The 18,181-nt window shown below is 44.7% G+C and carries 14 protein-coding genes; 1 reads left to right on the top strand and 13 read right to left on the bottom strand.

The window, feature by feature from the left end:
• Nucleotides 1-7 precede the first annotated feature (7 nt).
• Nucleotides 8-2,035 (bottom strand): sulfatase-like hydrolase/transferase, encoded by a 2,028-nt coding sequence (locus tag Q4519_RS03945; protein ID WP_303509762.1) that lies wholly within the window; start codon nt 2,033-2,035, stop codon nt 8-10.
• Nucleotides 2,032-2,958: a glycosyltransferase family 2 protein gene (locus tag Q4519_RS03940; protein WP_303509760.1), complete on the bottom strand. Its 927-nt coding sequence runs from the start codon at nt 2,956-2,958 to the stop codon at nt 2,032-2,034. Before Q4519_RS03940 ends, Q4519_RS03945 begins: the two co-directional genes overlap by 4 nt.
• Before the next feature lie 261 nt (nt 2,959-3,219).
• On the opposite strand from Q4519_RS03940, the gene Q4519_RS03935 reads away from it, so the two are divergent.
• Nucleotides 3,220-4,170 (top strand): sulfotransferase, encoded by a 951-nt coding sequence (locus Q4519_RS03935; RefSeq protein WP_303509758.1) that lies wholly within the window; start codon nt 3,220-3,222, stop codon nt 4,168-4,170.
• A 159-nt stretch (nt 4,171-4,329) separates the two neighbouring features.
• On the opposite strand, the gene Q4519_RS03930 is transcribed toward Q4519_RS03935, so the two are convergent.
• From Q4519_RS03930 to Q4519_RS03880, 11 genes are all read right to left on the bottom strand, one after another.
• The gene (locus tag Q4519_RS03930) at nt 4,330-4,662 is read right to left on the bottom strand and encodes a multidrug efflux SMR transporter (protein WP_303509756.1); all 333 of its coding nucleotides are present in this window, start codon (nt 4,660-4,662) and stop codon (nt 4,330-4,332) included.
• 403 nt (nt 4,663-5,065) lie between these two features.
• Complete coding sequence (locus Q4519_RS03925; RefSeq protein WP_303509753.1) at nt 5,066-6,370, bottom strand: putative O-glycosylation ligase, exosortase A system-associated; 1,305 nt, start codon at nt 6,368-6,370, stop codon at nt 5,066-5,068.
• The gene (locus Q4519_RS03920) at nt 6,363-7,718 is read right to left on the bottom strand and encodes a phenylacetate--CoA ligase family protein (RefSeq protein ID WP_303509750.1); all 1,356 of its coding nucleotides are present in this window, start codon (nt 7,716-7,718) and stop codon (nt 6,363-6,365) included. The genes Q4519_RS03925 and Q4519_RS03920 overlap by 8 nt, the downstream gene beginning before the upstream one ends.
• A gap of 46 nt (nt 7,719-7,764) precedes the next feature.
• The gene (locus Q4519_RS03915; RefSeq protein ID WP_303509748.1) at nt 7,765-8,586 is read right to left on the bottom strand and encodes a sulfotransferase domain-containing protein; all 822 of its coding nucleotides are present in this window, start codon (nt 8,584-8,586) and stop codon (nt 7,765-7,767) included.
• Nucleotides 8,587-9,915, bottom strand: a complete 1,329-nt coding sequence (locus tag Q4519_RS03910; protein ID WP_303509745.1) for a glycosyltransferase — start codon at nt 9,913-9,915, stop codon at nt 8,587-8,589.
• Entirely contained in the window at nt 9,896-11,131 is a 1,236-nt protein-coding gene (locus tag Q4519_RS03905; RefSeq protein WP_232800800.1) for a TIGR04063 family PEP-CTERM/XrtA system glycosyltransferase, read from the bottom strand. Before Q4519_RS03905 ends, Q4519_RS03910 begins: the two co-directional genes overlap by 20 nt.
• 8 nt (nt 11,132-11,139) lie before the next feature.
• Nucleotides 11,140-13,068, bottom strand: coding sequence for an XrtA/PEP-CTERM system amidotransferase (locus tag Q4519_RS03900; RefSeq protein WP_303509741.1), 1,929 nt, complete (start codon nt 13,066-13,068; stop codon nt 11,140-11,142).
• A gap of 88 nt (nt 13,069-13,156) precedes the next feature.
• Nucleotides 13,157-14,368, bottom strand: a complete 1,212-nt coding sequence (locus Q4519_RS03895; protein WP_232800804.1) for a TIGR03088 family PEP-CTERM/XrtA system glycosyltransferase — start codon at nt 14,366-14,368, stop codon at nt 13,157-13,159.
• Complete coding sequence (xrtA, locus tag Q4519_RS03890) at nt 14,355-15,947, bottom strand: exosortase A (protein WP_303509738.1); 1,593 nt, start codon at nt 15,945-15,947, stop codon at nt 14,355-14,357. The genes Q4519_RS03895 and xrtA overlap by 14 nt, the downstream gene beginning before the upstream one ends.
• Nucleotides 15,947-17,137 carry a TIGR03087 family PEP-CTERM/XrtA system glycosyltransferase gene (locus Q4519_RS03885; protein ID WP_303509735.1) on the bottom strand — a complete coding sequence of 397 codons (1,191 nt, stop codon included), beginning with the start codon at nt 17,135-17,137 and terminating at the stop codon, nt 15,947-15,949. Before Q4519_RS03885 ends, xrtA begins: the two co-directional genes overlap by 1 nt.
• Nucleotides 17,137-18,159 (bottom strand): FemAB family XrtA/PEP-CTERM system-associated protein, encoded by a 1,023-nt coding sequence (locus Q4519_RS03880; protein ID WP_303509733.1) that lies wholly within the window; start codon nt 18,157-18,159, stop codon nt 17,137-17,139. The genes Q4519_RS03885 and Q4519_RS03880 overlap by 1 nt, the downstream gene beginning before the upstream one ends.
• Between the last annotated feature and the right edge of the window lie 22 nt (nt 18,160-18,181).

Raw genomic sequence — 18,181 nt, 5'->3', positions numbered from 1 at the left:
ATTTTAGTTACAACATCGATTGTAACTTGTTAACTAACTCGGGGTGTTGCGACGCTAAATTCGTAGTAAAGCTCGGATCGCTGACAAAGTTATATAACTGATACTGATAACCTGAGTTCATGGCTAAACGTGCCAACGCCCAATCTTGATGTAACAACATTTTATCCCGAGCTTGCTCGACCGCTAGTTGATATTGCAATTTGATTGCCAACGTACCTGTTTGTTTATCGGGAATTTCCAATAACTCAGTCAACTCAGGATAACGCAAATGCTGTTCAGGCATGGCCGGTGGCGGCGCTAGCCAAAGTCCCGTTTCATAATAAACACAGCTCTGCTCAATATGCTGCTGTAGCACTCGTCCTTGTACCGAAGTGGGAATAGGCAAATCCAGTAAACTCAATAACGAAGGCATCAAGTCAACACTGCTGCAAAGTTGCTGGTTATATTCTGGCTGTGGCTGGCGAGGATCAAAAATAAGCAATGGCACTCGAGCACTGGCCGTACCAAAAATATCATTACCTTGGCCCCAGCAATTGCGCTCAAAAAAATCGATGCCGTGGTCACTGTATATCACCAACAAGGTGTTTTCCGTTAAGCCAAGCTGATCTAATTGCTGTTTTATTCGGCGTACTTGATCGTCAAAACAGCGTACGCAACCATCATAAAGGTGCAATATCTGTGATAAATCAAACGCAGACTCAGGCTCTTTTTGGCTGCGAATAATATCTTCAGGCTCATTCAGCTTACACATGCCAAATTTTGAATTACCCAAATATTCAGCCGAACCATAAGCACTGTAATAGGGATATTCACAGCTAAACGGAGGATGCGTGGCGCCAATAAACATATTGAGAAAAAACGGCTGGTCCGGCTTACGCTCACAAGCTAACCAATGGCAGACATCTTGAGTCACCGCCTGATTTAAAGGCACGCCAGGTAAATAATACAACTCCGGCAAACACCGTTTAAATAAGCGGTTCTGTGAAAAAAGAGCCAGTAACATACGAAAGTGTTTAGGCCCTTGACGCAGCAAGTATTTCAAATTCCATTGATCATCTGGCGCTTGAATTTTATCAAACCCCATCGCCATTTTTTTGAAATCGGAACCGGTCCAATCGGTAAACACCGCGGTCTGATAACCAGCACGGCCCAATTCTGACGCCAAATCACTGACTTTAAGCTTGGCCGTCTCATCAGAAACAAAGTTTGTTTTAACGCCGTGCTTATCAGGGTAGGTTCCGGTAAACCAAGAGGCCAGTGACGGTGCGGTACGCGGGATAGGCGTATAACAGCGTGAATAGTAGCAACTATGCTTCGCTAAGGTATCAATGGCTGGCGATAGCTGCCGTTCACAGCCATCAATGCCTAAACAATCCGCTCGTAAGGTATCACAGCCTAAGGTAATCACATTCATTTTGGCCTGCTGCCCAGCCGCAACGGGCCAGCATCGCGCAGGGAAACACAGTGCTGGCCAGTAAGCAATTAACACCGGCAAGGCAAGCAAACAACATAGCAATATGTAGCTAAGAGCCACATCGGCCAATAGCAAGCTGGTTTGCCAAAGTAGCCAACAGCAAGAGCCAACAAATAGCAACGCAACCCAGCGCAGTCGACTGATACTTAAACGCCGCCATAACGGGATTAAGCGCGCCATACTGTAACTCGACGTAATTAATATAGCGCCGGGCTTGATCAGCAAGCGATAACAAAATTGAAAGCCACAGCCGAGCAAAATCATTAATCCGGCGGATGCCATTAAAGCTGTAAAATTCAACTCCCTAACCGATACCTGTAGCAAACTGAAACCAATTAATGCCCCCGCCATCCCCAACCAAAAGAAAATAAGAAAACTCCAACTGCTTAAACGCAACATCACAGCAACAAAATACAGTGAAAAGTGTTGGGTTATTTCCGCTTTTACTTTAGGCCCCGAGTAAGCGCTATCTTGCACACTAAGCAGCAGCAACCCACAACTTGCCAGCGCAGCAGGAATGGCTGCAGCCTTCAACAACATAACCAGTATAAGGCTGCTCATTCTCGACGCTGCCGATAGTAGCCACACATTTCACCCGCCACGGCAGCGCAGCGCATCATGTAGAAGCGGGTTTTAGGCCAATGCAATGAAAATAGTATGTGGAACAAATAGCTTAATAGCTTACGCCACAAATATTTAGGGATCGGACTGGATAACGGCGACGACAGCATCACCACCGAGCAAGAACGCTGAAAAGCCTTAGATAACAAGTAAGTAAGCCGTAAACGTTCAGGATCAACATAATGGAATTGCACTATCTCAGGGGTGTATTGAATAATGCCTTGATGTGCCATTACTCGACTGACGAACTCACCATCCTCACCACCACATAAGTTGTGTCCGGTCGGGCCTAAATCTTCGGAAAAACCACCTACTTTGGCAAATAAACCTTGCCGTAACACTAAATTCCCACCACCCGGTAAGCGATGCTGATTCGCTAACACTAGCGGCTTAGCGCCCAGAGAGTAATCTGGAATCGGCAAAGGATAAATCGCATAATCACTTTTTAAATGCACCCAATTGGGCTCAGAACCATCCCAATCGGGTACGATGCGACCACAAATCAAGTCGGCGTTAGGCCAAGCTAACAAGGCCTGCTCAATTTGCACTAAGTATTGACTGTCCACCCGATGATCATCATCCACCAAAGCAATATGCCAATCGGGCAGATGCGCTAACGCAAGATTAAGGGCAATAGATTTACCCGCGCGTGGTTCGTCCAACCAAATAAGTTTAATACTCCCAGGATGGTCTTGATGGTATCGCTCCAACATCTGCTGAGTGCCATCACCACAGGCATTGGCGACCACGCAAATTTGCAATTCAAGCAAGGGTCGCTGCGCTTGATTGAGATAGTCGAGGGTTTTTTGCAGCAGTATTTGGCGTTGATGGCTACAAATAACAACACATAGCTTATTTAACAAGATCCACCCTCCTTATGAAAAAGCCCAAGCCAACAGCCGTAACAAGCATATTCCTAACACTATCTGTTATTAAGGTTAAGTCACCTTAGTATTGCTTACCCAAGACTCGGGTTAAGTATAGTGGTGAATTTTTAGCTTAGCGCGTAAAAAAGGGGAAAAGAGCAAGCTAAGTGAAGCTGTACAAAGCAACACCGAACCTTGCTGCTTAACGTGCTCTCGACTAGAGTCATAGTAGGATATTTGCACTTCAGGGAAGAGATAATGAACAAGTTCTTTATTATTGGCCCACCACGCTCGGGCACAACCTTGTTGCAATTTATGCTTCGCAGCCACCCTAACATCTCAATCCCTACGGGGGAGTCCCACTTCTTTGTTCCTCTGTTAAAGGGATTCTCATCGCCCAAAACTCGCCAAGATATTACCAGTCTACTTAATGATATCAGACACTTTAATATCGATTTTTTTGACACGGACTTACATGGTTTACCAGCCGATATAGCCCAAGTGGAGGAAGATCTCAATCAACGAGATTACCACTCCATGGCAGAGTTTATTGACGCCCTGTATCAACTCAATGCGCGAGGCGAAGGCAAGTCAGTTTGGGGAGAAAAAACGCCCTATTATATTCGTCACATTCCATTACTAGCGCGCCATTTTCCCGATGCCAAATTTATTGCCATCGTACGAGATGGCCGCGATGTCGCCTTATCAATGATAGATCGTTGCCATGATTTTGGTGTTCACAATGTTTACACCGCCGCCAAGCATTGGAACTACTATCTAGAGCCACTACGTTCAGCCCTCAATTCAGAATATAGCGATCGCATCATCACGCTAAATTATGAAGACCTAATCGCGCAGCCAAGCCAAATTCTCACCGAGGCCCTTAACTTCATCGGCCAAGATTTCCATCCCGATGTCATTAATAATTTTAAAGTTAAATCCAGCCAGCCAAACGAATTACAAACCCCAAAATTGGCCGCCGATATTGACAATAAAAATGCCAATAAGTGGATGAGTAAAATGACCAATCGCGACATTGCATTGTTCAACCAAGTTTGTCACGAAAACTTAAATTACTTTAACTACAGCACTCAAGGCAACTTAGACGCGCCAGCGGCCCTTTATAAACCGCTATACAAATTAGAAAACTACCTCAAAACATTACTGCAACCCAGTCATAGTAAAATTAAGAAAAACCATTTAAGTTGACGGTATTGCGTCGTATTCGACATGATAAGTCTGTGTTAATAACTGGAGCAGCAAATAGTATGCTTGCCTGTAAACTGCTGTGAATATGTCCTGATAGGCTTTGGCTTTTCATCCCTGAAAACGAAATGTAGCCTGTACGGCTGATTTAAACTCAGGCCCTTAGTGCACGCTCGCTTTAGAAAACACATTGAGAACCACGACACCAGCAATAATCAGGGCCATGCCTACCATACTGGGAAAGTCCAGCTTTTGCCCATAAATCAACCAACCCGCAACAGAAATCAACACTATCCCCATTCCAGCCCAAATTGCATAAGCAATACCAACAGGAATAGCTTTAAGAGACAGTGAAAGAAAGTAAAAAGCGATGGCGTATCCCAAAACCACCAACAAACTTGGCCAGAGTTTTGTAAACCCCTCGCTGGCCTTCAAGCCAGATGTCGCGAGTACCTCAGCAACAATAGCAACCGCAAGAAACAACCAATTTTTCATTTAAATGCACCAGAGTAAAAACCAAAGAGCATGTTACCTAGAGGGGCAAAATATGTGTAGTCTTGTAAAATAAGAAAATGTGTGGGCAACTCTTAAGCTAAATGACCCTAGGGCTGTTTATCTTTGGTGGTTAATTTTTGTTCGATAGGGAACACCTTGTCTAAAAGCGTTTTTATCGCGGCGGGCAGTGTGTAGCCTAGCATTCTAAGCAAATACTGCTCAACAAAGAGAAAAACGCTTTTAGCCGAACCTTAGGACAGCGTTTGTTGGGTATTTCTACTGCGTTATCACCTTTTCGCGTAGTTCACTATGTCACAAAGGTGCTGGCCACAACGAACATTTTGTATAAATAACCAACAATTCGCTGCAAAAAACATCACGAAAGATAAACCGCCCCTAGTAGTCAGTTATAGAAATGCGGTTTTACATTTGGTTTGATGGCCGCTTCAGTTTCGGGCTCAGCAACAGGAGCTTGCTGGGTAAGAACATTAGCTATCACTATGATACATAGCAGGTGATAAGGTAAATCGAAGTAAGCCATACCCAAAAACGCCCCCCCAGAAAGGTAAGCAATAAAAGAGACCTGAACATGGCGCATCAGCTGGTTGATGGAAGCAAGTTCCGAGCCTGGAGGGGCTTTATTCGTTGATTTAATAACACTTTGCGCCGAACGCCAAGCTAAAAACCATAGCAGTAAAAAGAAGAATAATGCGATGAAACCATGCTCACCCAGCACTTCAAAATAAATACTATGGGCGTCATGAACCATGTTAGGCTCAGGCGCATACAAATAAAAAGACTGACGTTGAAATGCTTCAAAGCCACCACCCATTACATTTTGACTCGATAAGTTCGACGCCATTTGCCAGGCATTGATCCGGCCCAGGGCTGATTTATCTTCCTCAAAGGTCTCAATGGTATTCATCCTTTCGGTCCACTCTTTAGGCACAAAATTAATTAATAACGCGCCGACTAACAAAGTGGAACAGAGGGACAACAAGGGTCGCTTACTCTTCAAACAAAGAAAAGCAGCCATGACCACACCACCCACTAATGCCCCGCGAGAGTGCGTACCCACGACCGCAAAAATGCACAAAAATGCCATTAAATTTAAACTGATTTTCATCCATTTTTGTGATGCTTCAACCGCCAAAAAACGCACCAGCGGAATAATAATTAAAATGGCTAACCCGACTTCATTGTTACCGTAGAAAAATGTATCTGCCGGCCCTTGCACGCGATAAACACCGCCTGTTGAAATGGTAAAGATCCCCCCTTTAACACCATAAAACCCAATTGACATGACAATAACCCAAACCAGCGCTTTCAAGTCTTTGTAGCTGGTCAAAATATAGAGGCTCGCAAACACCATCACTTGAATTTTCATTACTTTTTCAAATTGGAGCCAAGCAACATTAGGGTAAAAGGCATTAAATGTACTGATCACCATGCACAAAATAAACAGTAATAACACCCAAACCTTCGCGTCTTTCCAAGGCATAGTAAATTTTTCTTTACTAACGAGTAATGCAATCAACATTAATATTGCAGTCGTTTGCGCAAACGGCAATGAATAAGCAAAGCCATAGACTAAGCGATGAGGATTCATATAGCTCAGCCAAGACCAAACCAAAATAGCCCACATTGGCCGTTTTAAACAAAAGGGAATTAAACCGAGATAAACTAAGCTGAGGGCGATATCACGCATAATCCCAAGTGACCCCTACTTTGCTTTCTACGTATTTAAACTTACCTGATTTCTCACGTGGAATTTGTGTAACAAACTCAATATCAAGCTGTATGTCGCCTAGGCGTTGATGAAAATTACGACGAATAAAATCGATGCTGGCATTATCCACATCCGACTGCATCACCAACAACAGTCGCGTGTGGAACTGAGATTCTTGAATAATTTTGAACTCAGCCACATTAGACAATTCGCGTAGTACATAGATAAGGGACAACGCATGCATAGTGGTGCCATCGGCTGCAATGATAAAATCAGTGGTACGGCCTTCAATGCTTTCAAGTAAAGGTAAATGGCGACCACACGGACATGGGTCAGTTGCTAAACAAGCCAAATCCCCGGTACGATAACGTACAAAGGGAAATTCTGCGGTAGCCAAATGGGTAACAACAACCTCCCCTACTTCCCCCGCGGGTAGCGGATTACCAAGCTTATCGATAATTTCAACTATGATGTCTTCTGCCGAAATATGCATCCCACCATGAGGACATTGATGAGCGATAAACCCCGCATCACGACCTCCGTAACCATTGGCAACGGGACAAGCAAACACTTCTGAAATCAACGTTCTTTGATTTTCAAACAAACGCTCTGAGGTTACAAACGCAACTTTTATTCCTAAGTCAGACAGAGTGATGTTATGTAGCTTGGCATAGCGCGCAATCAAAGACAGCGAAGACGGGTAACCAAACAACATCGTTGGGGAAAAGCGGCGAATATCGTCAATATAGCCCTTTAAATGTTGCTCTGACATGGCAAAAGCGGGGAGTAACTGACTGCGAAATAAAGTATCACGAAACTGTTTCATCCGGTCTTGAGCTTTTAACTCAATGGGCGAGCCCCATACCACTAATTCTTTGTCACCGATATCAACATCCCACCAGCGCGTTGCTCGCCATTTGGCAGCAATATCATGACTTTTTCTTTGCTTGCCAACCATAAATTGCAAAGGTTGGCCACTTGAACCACCAGTATTGAACAGGCTGAGTGGGCCAGCATTATCGGCCTGAAGTAATGGCCCCGCGTTGCGGATTGTTGCTTTATCGAGCAAAGGCAGCTGAGCGATTTCAGTAACGGATTTAAACTGGCCTGGAACCACACCAAGGTCGGCAAATAATCCTCGGTAGTAAGGCACATGCTGGCCAATACTCAGCATAAATTGGTTGAGTTTATATAATTGGATCGCAGCGAGCTTATCAGTATTAAACCACTGGCTCGATTCCAACTCACGCCGTAAAGCAACACTACTATGTCGCTTCAATTGTTCGTGTAAAGGAAACAGTACTGACGAAACCAATTTGGTATACATGCCTTTCTCCTTGGATCAAGGTATCCCTGAGGGCTATCCCGATGGGCTACCCTTGGTAATTTATCCGTGCACTTGAGGAATCTAACCTACTTAATAATGATAGACACAATTGCTCTATTTCGGGGCTAAAACTCGGCGCAGCATGCTTACTTATCGATCCACTAAAAATATAATTAGTCATTTTATTTCCCAATGGTAGATCAACAAAATCAAGGGTTTGTTTTAATATTGATTGAGGCTCTGCAACTAACTGCTCGTACTTAATTAATTTTACGTTTTGCTCACCTTCCAAGGCAGATTCAAAAAACATAATATTGCGTACATACCACTGCAACGCCGCAGCATCCGTATCGGTTAGATCTGGAGTCACCAATGAACGCAATAATGCTAATGAGCCTGGTGACAACCCTCGCCCCCACCAAGAATCATCATGACCCGTTATTAGACGATGAACCTGCTGACTTTGGTTGCTAAAAGATTTCAACATTGAGTTAACGACATCATGAAAATCTCGATAAATCCAAAGAATTTTAGCGGGTGCAAGTTCTTGCGCCAATTCTGGCAACAGCTCGAGTTCACATAAAGTTTTTAATACAAATACTGGGGCTCTGCTTTGTTTTTGTAATTGCTTAATGACCAACATATCGCGCATTTGGTATTGGTCAAACGCCCTGTTATCACGTTCATGGAAAACGTCGGTAGCTAAACTCAAATCAAGAATATCCATCAACATATTCGTGCCCGACCGCTGGCAACCCGCCACCAAAATCGTTCGCTCCGAATCTGTTGCCCTTACGTGCTGCACTAAATGTTTGACCAGCTGCTGCTGTCCTTGCTGAGTTTTCTCTATTACTTTGCGTATGCTCATTTAGCTTACCTCGCGACTTGAACGAAGAAACGCGAGTCTTTCTCGATCTAGCGCCATAAAATGATGCAGTAGTTGTTCCACGCGCAGATCCCAACTATTTTGTTGCGCGTAAGTTTGGATCCCATCATGATCCCATTGGTCACTCAGGGCTTGCTCAATACTATGTAGTAAAGCATTGGCATCCCCGTAGGGATAAATCAAACCGAGTTGCTGATTAGCAATCACTTCACTATTGCCACCGACATCACTCGCGACCACAGGTAGCCGGCAAGCCATTGCTTCTAAAATCACATTAGCCCACCCTTCATTCGCACTGGCCAATACAAAGACATCGGCTGCACTGAGGATTTTGTGTAATTCTGCCTTAGGTTTTGCCCCTAAAAATAACACCCTCTCACTCAGCTCAAGATCACGAACCAATTGCTCAAGCTGCCCTTGATAGTCACCTTCTGCACTGGCGCCGCCAACAATCAAATATTTAACGTCGTCAGGCAATAGCGGCAACGCTTTTATCACTTGGTGAAACCCTTTTCGAGGCACTAAACCAGCCACGGTGATCAGCACTTTATCAGACGACTTAAGCCCTAAGGCGGCACGAGCTTGAGACTTATTAATAGGAAAAAATGTTTGGCTATCAACGCCATTACCCACCACCGTTATTTTCCCTTCGGGGATGCCTTGCTGTCGCGCAATTTGCTTTAGCGAATCAGATACAGCAAAAATTTGTTCCGCTTGCTGCCATGCCCAGCGCATCCAACGCGAAGTAAAAAAACCGCGACTATGAGGCACTTCTGTCCCCCGCATGGTAATAGTATTCGGCTTATGAAAAATGCGTGATAGCACCCCAGCAGCCACGCCTTCAGGGTAACTAAAATGACTATCGATAATATCAAACTGCAGCTCAGGTCGACGCCGACAAAAACGATAAACCGCAAGTGCCATCATTAACCCATCAAAACAGCGACCGACTCCCGGCAAGGCAATAAATCGAGGGTAATAAACATCAATAAGAGCGCCATCAGGCGCCGTTTGCACTTCATATGCCGCAGGCCCAATCCGATAATGAGGCACAAAATATTGAATCGCAGACTGCAAGGGAAACCAAGGCACAGGGCTAACCACAAATAAAGGCAGCTCCGCAGCAACACGAAACATGCGCTCTTGAATAAATAAGCCTGCCGAGGGGCGACACTGACTGGGAAATAATGAACTTAACACCATCAAACTTGGCTTATCACCACTACGGCTAGGCTGACGCAGAGGGGGATCGGCATCATCGCGACCAGTGCTAACTGTATCAATGATGGATTCAGTGGGAGGGTTTACCATCTATTAGCTCCCCCATTTGTTGTGGTTGGGCTTGATATACATCCACGTAATTGGCGACACTAGCAGCCCAATTGCGTTCATGCTGGACAAAATGTAGGCCTTGTTGCCAGATATGAGGCCAAGTTTCAGGACTATTCAACACCCGAGCCAAGGTTTCGGCTAAATCGGGTACGCTACCTTGTTTAAACAAATAGCCCGTTTCACCATCGCGAATAAGTTCATGATGTCCGCCAACATCGGAAGCCACTACGAGTTTACTTTGCGCCATGGCCTCTAAAGGTTTAAGAGGCGTTACGGTTTCGGTCAGTCTCATGCCAATACGCGGATAAACCAACACATCAACTAAACTGTAATAACGTGATACCTGATCGTGGTTGACCCGGCCAACAAAAATGACTTTATCTTCTAACCCTAACTTTGCCACTTGCTGCTTTAAGGCAGACTCTTGCGGGCCGCCACCAACTAACAAGAGGCACACATTTTGCTCTTGTAACGCCGTGTGACTCAGTGCTTCGACCAGCAAGTTCAAGCCCTCATAAGCGTAGAAAGAGCCGAGAAAACCTAACACCTTTTTATCGCCAAGATTAAGCTGTTGCTCTAGCGCTTGGTCTCGCTTAGTTAATGGTGTGAACTTGTCGATATCCACTGCATTGGGAATTAAGGTGATTTTGTCTGCCGCAATGCCGCGACTTTCCATGTCACTTTTTAAGCCTTGACAGATGGTTGTTACAGCATGGGCATGTTTAAGTACAAAGGTTTCCAACGCCTTGGTCAGCTTATAGCGCAAGCCATTTTCTACAGCAGTACCATGGTCAACGGCCGCATCCTCCCAAAAGGCGCGCACTTCGTAAACCAACGGCAAACCACTTGTTCTTGCTTGCCACAAACCGACTAAGCCATTTAAAGCGGAAGAATGAGCGTGAATAACATCGGGCTCAACTTGCTTTACCGCTTTGCTTAAAGCCCATTTTAAACTCAGCAAAGTAAATAACTGCTGCAACACCGGCACCTTCATCATCCAAGCCAAGTAGGGACTGCGCATAAAAACTAAGTCTGTGTTCATTTCTTGCCAATCTAACCTGGGCCCTTGTTTTGCTGAGGTTAAGTGAAAAGTTTGCCAGCCCCGAGCTCGTTGTTGCTGCAAAATAGCTAAGGTGCGAAAGCTATAGCCGCTATGTAGTGGCACCGAATGATCTAGGACATGAAGAATGCGCATAAAGACTCCTAAGCAACTGACTCGACAGACTCAGTAATTTCATTACTGGCATTGCTAAGTTGTTTTTTTAAAAAGGCTTCAAACATCAGTAATGCCCAAAGTGCAGCACTGTGATCTCTTAGCCCTGAGCTATGCTGCTCAAACAGCTGTTGTATATAAGTCAGATTAAATAAATGACTTTGGGCAATATGGCCATCAAAAAGGGCTGCTTTCAACTTACTGTTAAGGGGCCCACGAAACCAACGGCACAAAGGCACGGCAAAACCCATTTTTTGTCGGTAAAGTACATCATGTGGTAAATGAGGCTCGAGTGCAGTTTTCAAAATAGCCTTCGACACCCCATTCGCCAGTTTGGTCTTGGCCGGTAAACTGGCACTCCATTCGACAAATTCATGGTCTAAGATAGGCACTCGCACTTCTAAAGCATGAGCCATGCTAACGCGATCAACCTTAGTGAGAATGTCGCCCGGCAGGTAGGTTTTCAGATCTAAATATTGCACCAAAGATAAAGGGTCATTGCCATCGAAGTTTTCGTAGTGCTCATTGAACACGCTAATACTCCGGTAATCACCCAATGACGCCTTAAGTTCATCACTAAATAACAAGGCTTTTTGCGCTTCGGTAAAGATAGAAAAATTGTGGAAGTAGCCTTCTATCGTGTCGCGAGCAATCGCCTGGAAGGTAGTTTTTGCGCGCAAGAATTTTGGCGCCCAATCCGCTTTTGGATACACTTTTCCCAGCAGTGAAAACACGGGCTTTCGCGCAACATCGGGGACAAGACGGCGAATTTTTTCTTCATGCATATGCCACTGATAGCGACGATAACCGGCGAAAAGCTCATCACCGCCATCACCAGAAAGTGCTACGGTGACGGTTTTTTTCGCCAACTCGCAGACTCGATAAGTCGGCATCGCCGAGCTATCAGCAAATGGCTCATCATAAAAATAAGCCAGTTTATCAAGCAAGGCAAAATCATCTGCCGCGATAGTCGAAACTTGATGGGCGGTTTGATAACGTTGCGCCACCATTTCGGCAAACTCGGTTTCATTAAAATCGGCCACATCAAAACCTATGGCACAAGTGTTAACGGGCTCATCCTGCAGCTCAGCCATCATCGCAACCACCGCACTAGAATCGACACCGCCCGACAAAAAAGCTCCCAAGGGTACCTCTGCCACCAAACGAATATCGACCGCTTGTTTGAGCTTTTCGACCAACAGCTCAGCGGCTTGTTTTGGCTCATGTTGATGAGCAAAAGATACATCCCAATATTGCTTTGACTGCGGCAAATTTTGCCCAACAGAAACGGTTAAGGTATGACCTGGGCGTAATTTGTAGACCTGATTAAAAATAGTTTTAGGCTCTGGAATATAACCCAAGGAAAAATAGTCCGAGATGGCTTCAGGACAAAGCTCACGAGATAAACCTGGATGCACTTGTAACGCTTTTAGTTCACTGCCAAACACCAGTTCGCCAGAGGCTAGCATAGAATAATACAGCGGCTTAATACCCAGTCTATCTCGGGCTAAAAATAACTGTTGCCGCGTTTGGTCCCATATGGCAAAAGCAAACATCCCTCTTAACTTCGGGACAACCCCCGCGCCCCAAACTAGCCAGCCTTGTAAAATCACTTCCGTGTCACTGTGGGTGCTAAAGCAACAGCCAAGTTTGATTAACTCTTCACGTAATAGCTGATGGTTATAAATTTCACCGTTAAACACCAAACATGCTTGCTGATCGGCGCTAACCATTGGTTGCTGCCCAGATGCCACATCAATAATCGACAGACGTCGGTGGCCTAAACCGATAGCCGAAGCGAAATAAACGCCGCCTTCATCAGGACCGCGATGGAATTGAGCTTGGTTCATGGCTCTAATTAATTGCGGATCGACATCACCACAACCTTGTGAATCAAATATCCCTGCTATTCCGCACATACCGCCTCCAGACTAAGCTTGCTACTAATGCTTAAGCCTATTTAGTGAGTCCAACTTGTTTTCTCTCTTGCTATATTTTGACTAAGCACTAACTTCTCGACTTACTTGATTTCACTTCGCGCGGCGGCGCCACACAAGGTAAAGACTTAGGGTGATGGTGCTGCGCTAATAAATCATGGTAGAAGCGAGTGTATTTTGCCACCATCGCCGACAGAGAAAACTCATGCTCAACCCTAAGCCTAGCTGCTTCTGCATGTTTTAACAGCAAAGTCGGACGCAATAAGTAATTCAACATGGCACGCTCTAAATCGGCATCATTATCAGACTCGACTAAGGTACCCGTTTTACCATCGACAACCAGCTCGGCATTACCGCCGACATCAGTAGCAACCACAGTTTTACCCGCGGCCATGGCTTCCAAAATCGTATTGCAAATACCTTCTCCAAGTGAGGGCAACACAAACAAATCCATACAATGCAGCCACTTATTAATGTCATCTTGCTGACCAAGAAAAATCACAAATTGCGTTAAATGATGCTCCGCCACAAACGCCTTAAGCATCTCTTCACACTCACCACTGCCAATAATTAGCAAGCGTACTTTTTTGCCATCACTTGCTGGATTATCAAGTAAAGAAGAAAAAGCCCGGAGTAAAAGTAACTGGTTTTTTACCAGTGCTAAGCGGCCGACCGTACCAATCACAAAGCAATCTTTATCCACCAGCTCTTCCGGCAAAATTAAATGTTTCGCTGCTGGCTGAAAGCGTTCAGTATCAACACCATTACAAATATGACTGATCTTATGACGGCCGATCCCGACGCCTTGAATCAAGTAATCTAGGGTATGTTTTGACAGCGCGATATAAGCATCAACCCAATGGGAGTATAGCCAGCGGATAAAACGATACTTTAAACTACCGCCCGTTAAGTCCGTAACGTCCCAACCATGTTCACCATGGCAAGCAAGTGGTCGCGTTGCACACCAAGCTGGTAGTTGGTATTCCAACGCAGCTAAATTACGACTGTGTACAATATCAGGCTGATGACGCTTCACTAACTGCATAAAACGCCAGTAACAGGACCAATCCATGCCCGGCTTTTTATGTAAATCAACCACTTCAACTGGCACTTTAATGCGCTCAATAAAGTCATCATGATCGGTTAAACAGACGATAATATGGCGCACCTTATCGGTCGGCATTTGGTTTAAAATATTGACCATGCCATTCTCTAAGCCTCCCGCATAAAATCGATAAACCACATGCATAATCAGAGGCCTAGCATCATTATCCATTTTCATTGGCAAGCTCCTTGGCAAAAACTCTGGCGCGACTTTGATTGATTGGTTGCGCCAACCAACGCCACAGCTCAGTTTGGTGAGTACGAAGAAAATCCATCACTAGCTGACGATCATTTTGTTGCTCCACAGCAATGGCCACCACTTGACCAGACGAATAACCAAAAGGCGCATTCAACAGTTGGTTCAATTTAGTAGAAAAAGCTCCTAATGATTGATAAGAACCAACCTGATACCAATAAAACACACTGATGCTGTGTTGGCCATTTGCGAGTTTCAAGCGCCTAGTTACCAACTCCTGCTCACCAAAACTAAAGCGCTGAATATCCTGATCTTGCAATTGCCACAATTTTGCATCGTAGAAAATATTACTGACATTAATCAGCTCCTTTCCCTGGTGTTCAGTATGATAATAAGCACTGAAAAGACTCAGTGAGGCGGACGATTTTTGGTAGTCTTGCTGCCAAGTCACATCAGCATTGGGAAACTCAGCCCGCCAAGTACTAAAATTGGCATTTATTGGCCCCTGCCAGCCTCCAGCGCTCGCAGGAAGAGCGTTAGCCTGTAATGCAATTTGCTGTTTGTCTTGCCCATATTGCCGCGACCATTGACCATGTAGAGCGAAAGCAACAAAACCGACAGCAACCAAAGTTAGCGGTAAAAATTGTCCAGGTCCTTTTAACGAGTGACACTTAGCGCCAATACTAATACTGGCCGGCTTAAGCTCGGCTGGCTCAGAGAACCACCAACCAATAACAAATAGCACGGCGATCAAAAAAGAGAAGAAGAACCAACCATAAATTAGATGATCAATATCACCAGCAATGCGCTGATCCACAAAGTGGTAAATCATAATAATCGACCATGCACGCAAACCATTAGCGATGATGGGCAATACAATCGACAGCAGCACAAACAACAGCCGCTTGTAATAACGGGTAAAATGGATATAGGCAAACAAGCAACCCAAGCTTAGGGCAGCCAATAAGTAACGAATACCACTGCAGGTCCAAGCCACTTCAAACCGAGTCCCAGGAATAAAGATAAACATCCCTTCTTGATACACAGGCACACCACTAAAACGCAGTAAATACACGGTCATCTCTGCCGTCACATATTGTAATTTGGGAATTAAGAACTCACCAAATGGCAAAGCAAAAAACACAAATAACAAAGGGAACAAGATCACTCGACACACTTGATTACCAAATGTTAGCCACACTAAGCTTGGCAGCATGGCCAGCACTGCAAATTGCTCCATCACTTGGATACCCAAACGTATCGCAACCAACCACAGCCCAAACAGCCCAATGAGTAGCAATAAAGACCAAGGCTGAGTCGCGACGCTGACACAGCTTAATTGAAACCGCTTTTGCCAGATCAAATATAAACAAATAGGCAAAATGAAAAAGCAGTGGGCAAACGTTTCTATGCTATGCCAAATATGCACCATATTGAGCAAGGTAGAATAAAAAGAGACACTCCATAACAGCAATAGCCCAGCGAAACACGCACTTCGTAACTGTTGCTGGGGCCGACTAAGCGTTAGCTCGTGTTGGTCAACTCCAGAGGCAGGCATCATCAGCTACCCCCCGCCTGAAAAATTAGCTTGTCTAGACGGGCAAAACTAGTCTGCCAACTAAAGTTATCCTCTATCCAGCGTCTAGCTTGCACTTCTCCACTCGAGTCTAAGTGTTCAATGCAATGATTTAAAAACTCCTCTTCGTTGTCGGCAACATAAGTACATGGCATCAGTCCAATTCCCGTAAAAGCATGGCTACTGCCCACCACTTTTTTGTCCATTGCCAGGGCTTCTAACACCTTGTTTTGGATACCGCGACTGATCCTAAGGGGAGCCACAACTAAACGGGCATATTTCAAATAAGGACGAACGTCAGGCACCTTGCCCGTAACCACTATGCCAGGGAGTTGAGCTAGTTTAAGGATGCTTTTACTGGGGTTTGAGCCAACGATATAAAACTTAGCCTCGGGTTGATAGGCAAGCACGCCAGGCCAAACATGTTGAACAAACCAAACGACACCTTCAACGTTAGCCCAATAATCCATCGCCCCAGTAAAAACAACCACCGGCTCACCCTGCTTAAAAGGAGAGCTTACGTCCACCACAGCAGGGTCAAAATATTGAATATCAACCCCATTTTGCACCCAGTTAACCTCTTGTTGAGCACTGCTAGATTGCCTATTTTGAAAGTCATCCGCTTCATTTTTAGATACGAATAAGCTTAGATTGAAAGCACTAGCAACCTGTGCCTCATACCTTGCTAACGCGTTGAATTCACGTCGATATAACCAAGACATAATGCCACTGGCTTGATTCGCGTATTGCAACCACTTGTCTGAATCTATATCAACAAAATCCATCACCCTAAATTGATTAGCATCATCAACATATTGCGCCATCACAGACGAAAAAGTCAGCACCTTGATACCGGGGCATTCTTTAATGACCTGCTCAACCCAAGCTCGCATTTGCTGGCTTTGATAATACGCTAAGCTCAATGGTCGGCCGTCTAACATGGCTCTTAAGCTTGCCACCTTGTGCCAAAGAGGATGGCGCTTTACCAAACAACAATCAGCCAAATCTTCTGCGATTATTCCTTGATATTGCCAATCATCAGGATCATCAATAAAAGCACCTAACAACACTTGATATCGCTGCTTTAAATATTGCAACCAATGATAAGATCGGATCTTATCGCCCTTATTAGGCGGATAAGGAACGCGATGGCATAAAAACAGAATTTTTTCCATTACCCCAAGTCCTTCGCCAGCATTGGCCCTAACGCCCTACTTATCGGTAAAGGCAGTTTTTTCCAAGCCTGAATAAACAATTGATACTTAGGGTTATTCGGACTGATATTCGGTAATTCTTGGCCATTCACAAGGTAATGTTCGTAAAACAAAGGGGTTGGCTGAAAACCCCAATGCTTTTTATAAGCGTGAGCACCACTGCCGATTTTACTACGGCCAAAGTCAAACTCTGCCATCCCTTGCTGCTGGGCATGGCACATCAACTGATAATACATATAGTCATTGCTCTTTAGGCTTCTTGCCACATTTGTTCCACCGCCATAAAAAGGTAAAACCTGATTTTTATAATAAAAACTAAGTACACTCGACACCGCTTGTTCACCTGAAAAGACCGTCAATATGTCTATTTGACCATCAAAAACACGCTGCAAGGCTTTGAAATAGGCTTTAGGGAAAACAGGCGTACCTAAGTTTCGGACACTTTCAGAATATATAGCGAAGAAATTGTCACAATTAGACTCAATACGGTGGTTTAAGCCGTTAGCCAGCGACTGCCTGACAACTGCACGTTGTTTTTTCTTTATCTTAGCCAAAATTTCTTCGGCTGATGATGCCAATGTACAAGAGAAGTTTTCATGACTGGCCTGAGAAGACCAAGTAGGACATTGTGGCTTGCGGTGGCGCAGCTCTAGGCAGTCCACTTTTAACTCTACTGCTAAGGTTTGTGCCTGCGCTATTAGCAAATCGGCTACCGCCTGACTATTTGCCAACACCCCAGCAGAAACGGCAAAAGGTAGCGAAATAAGTTTATTGCCAAATAGCCAACTTTTTATTTGAGCTAAAGGCAAAAGCCCGATAATTTCTCCCTGCTCTTCAACCAAGTAGAACCAGCAAGTATGACCATATACATCTTCAATCACTTGCTGCCAGCCAGATAAGTGAAAAAACTCACCTTCGGGATGCTGCGCAACAAACTGATCCCATTGCTGACGTCGACTACTATCTAATAATAATATTTGCACAGACAATTCCCTCGCCTGAACG

This window comes from Motilimonas sp. 1_MG-2023, assembly GCF_030547455.1.
Lineage (GTDB): Bacteria > Pseudomonadota > Gammaproteobacteria > Enterobacterales > CBDFNC01 > Motilimonas.
The sequence above is the reverse complement of the archived record's forward strand: the minus strand, read 5'-3'. Positions and strand labels throughout refer to the sequence as shown.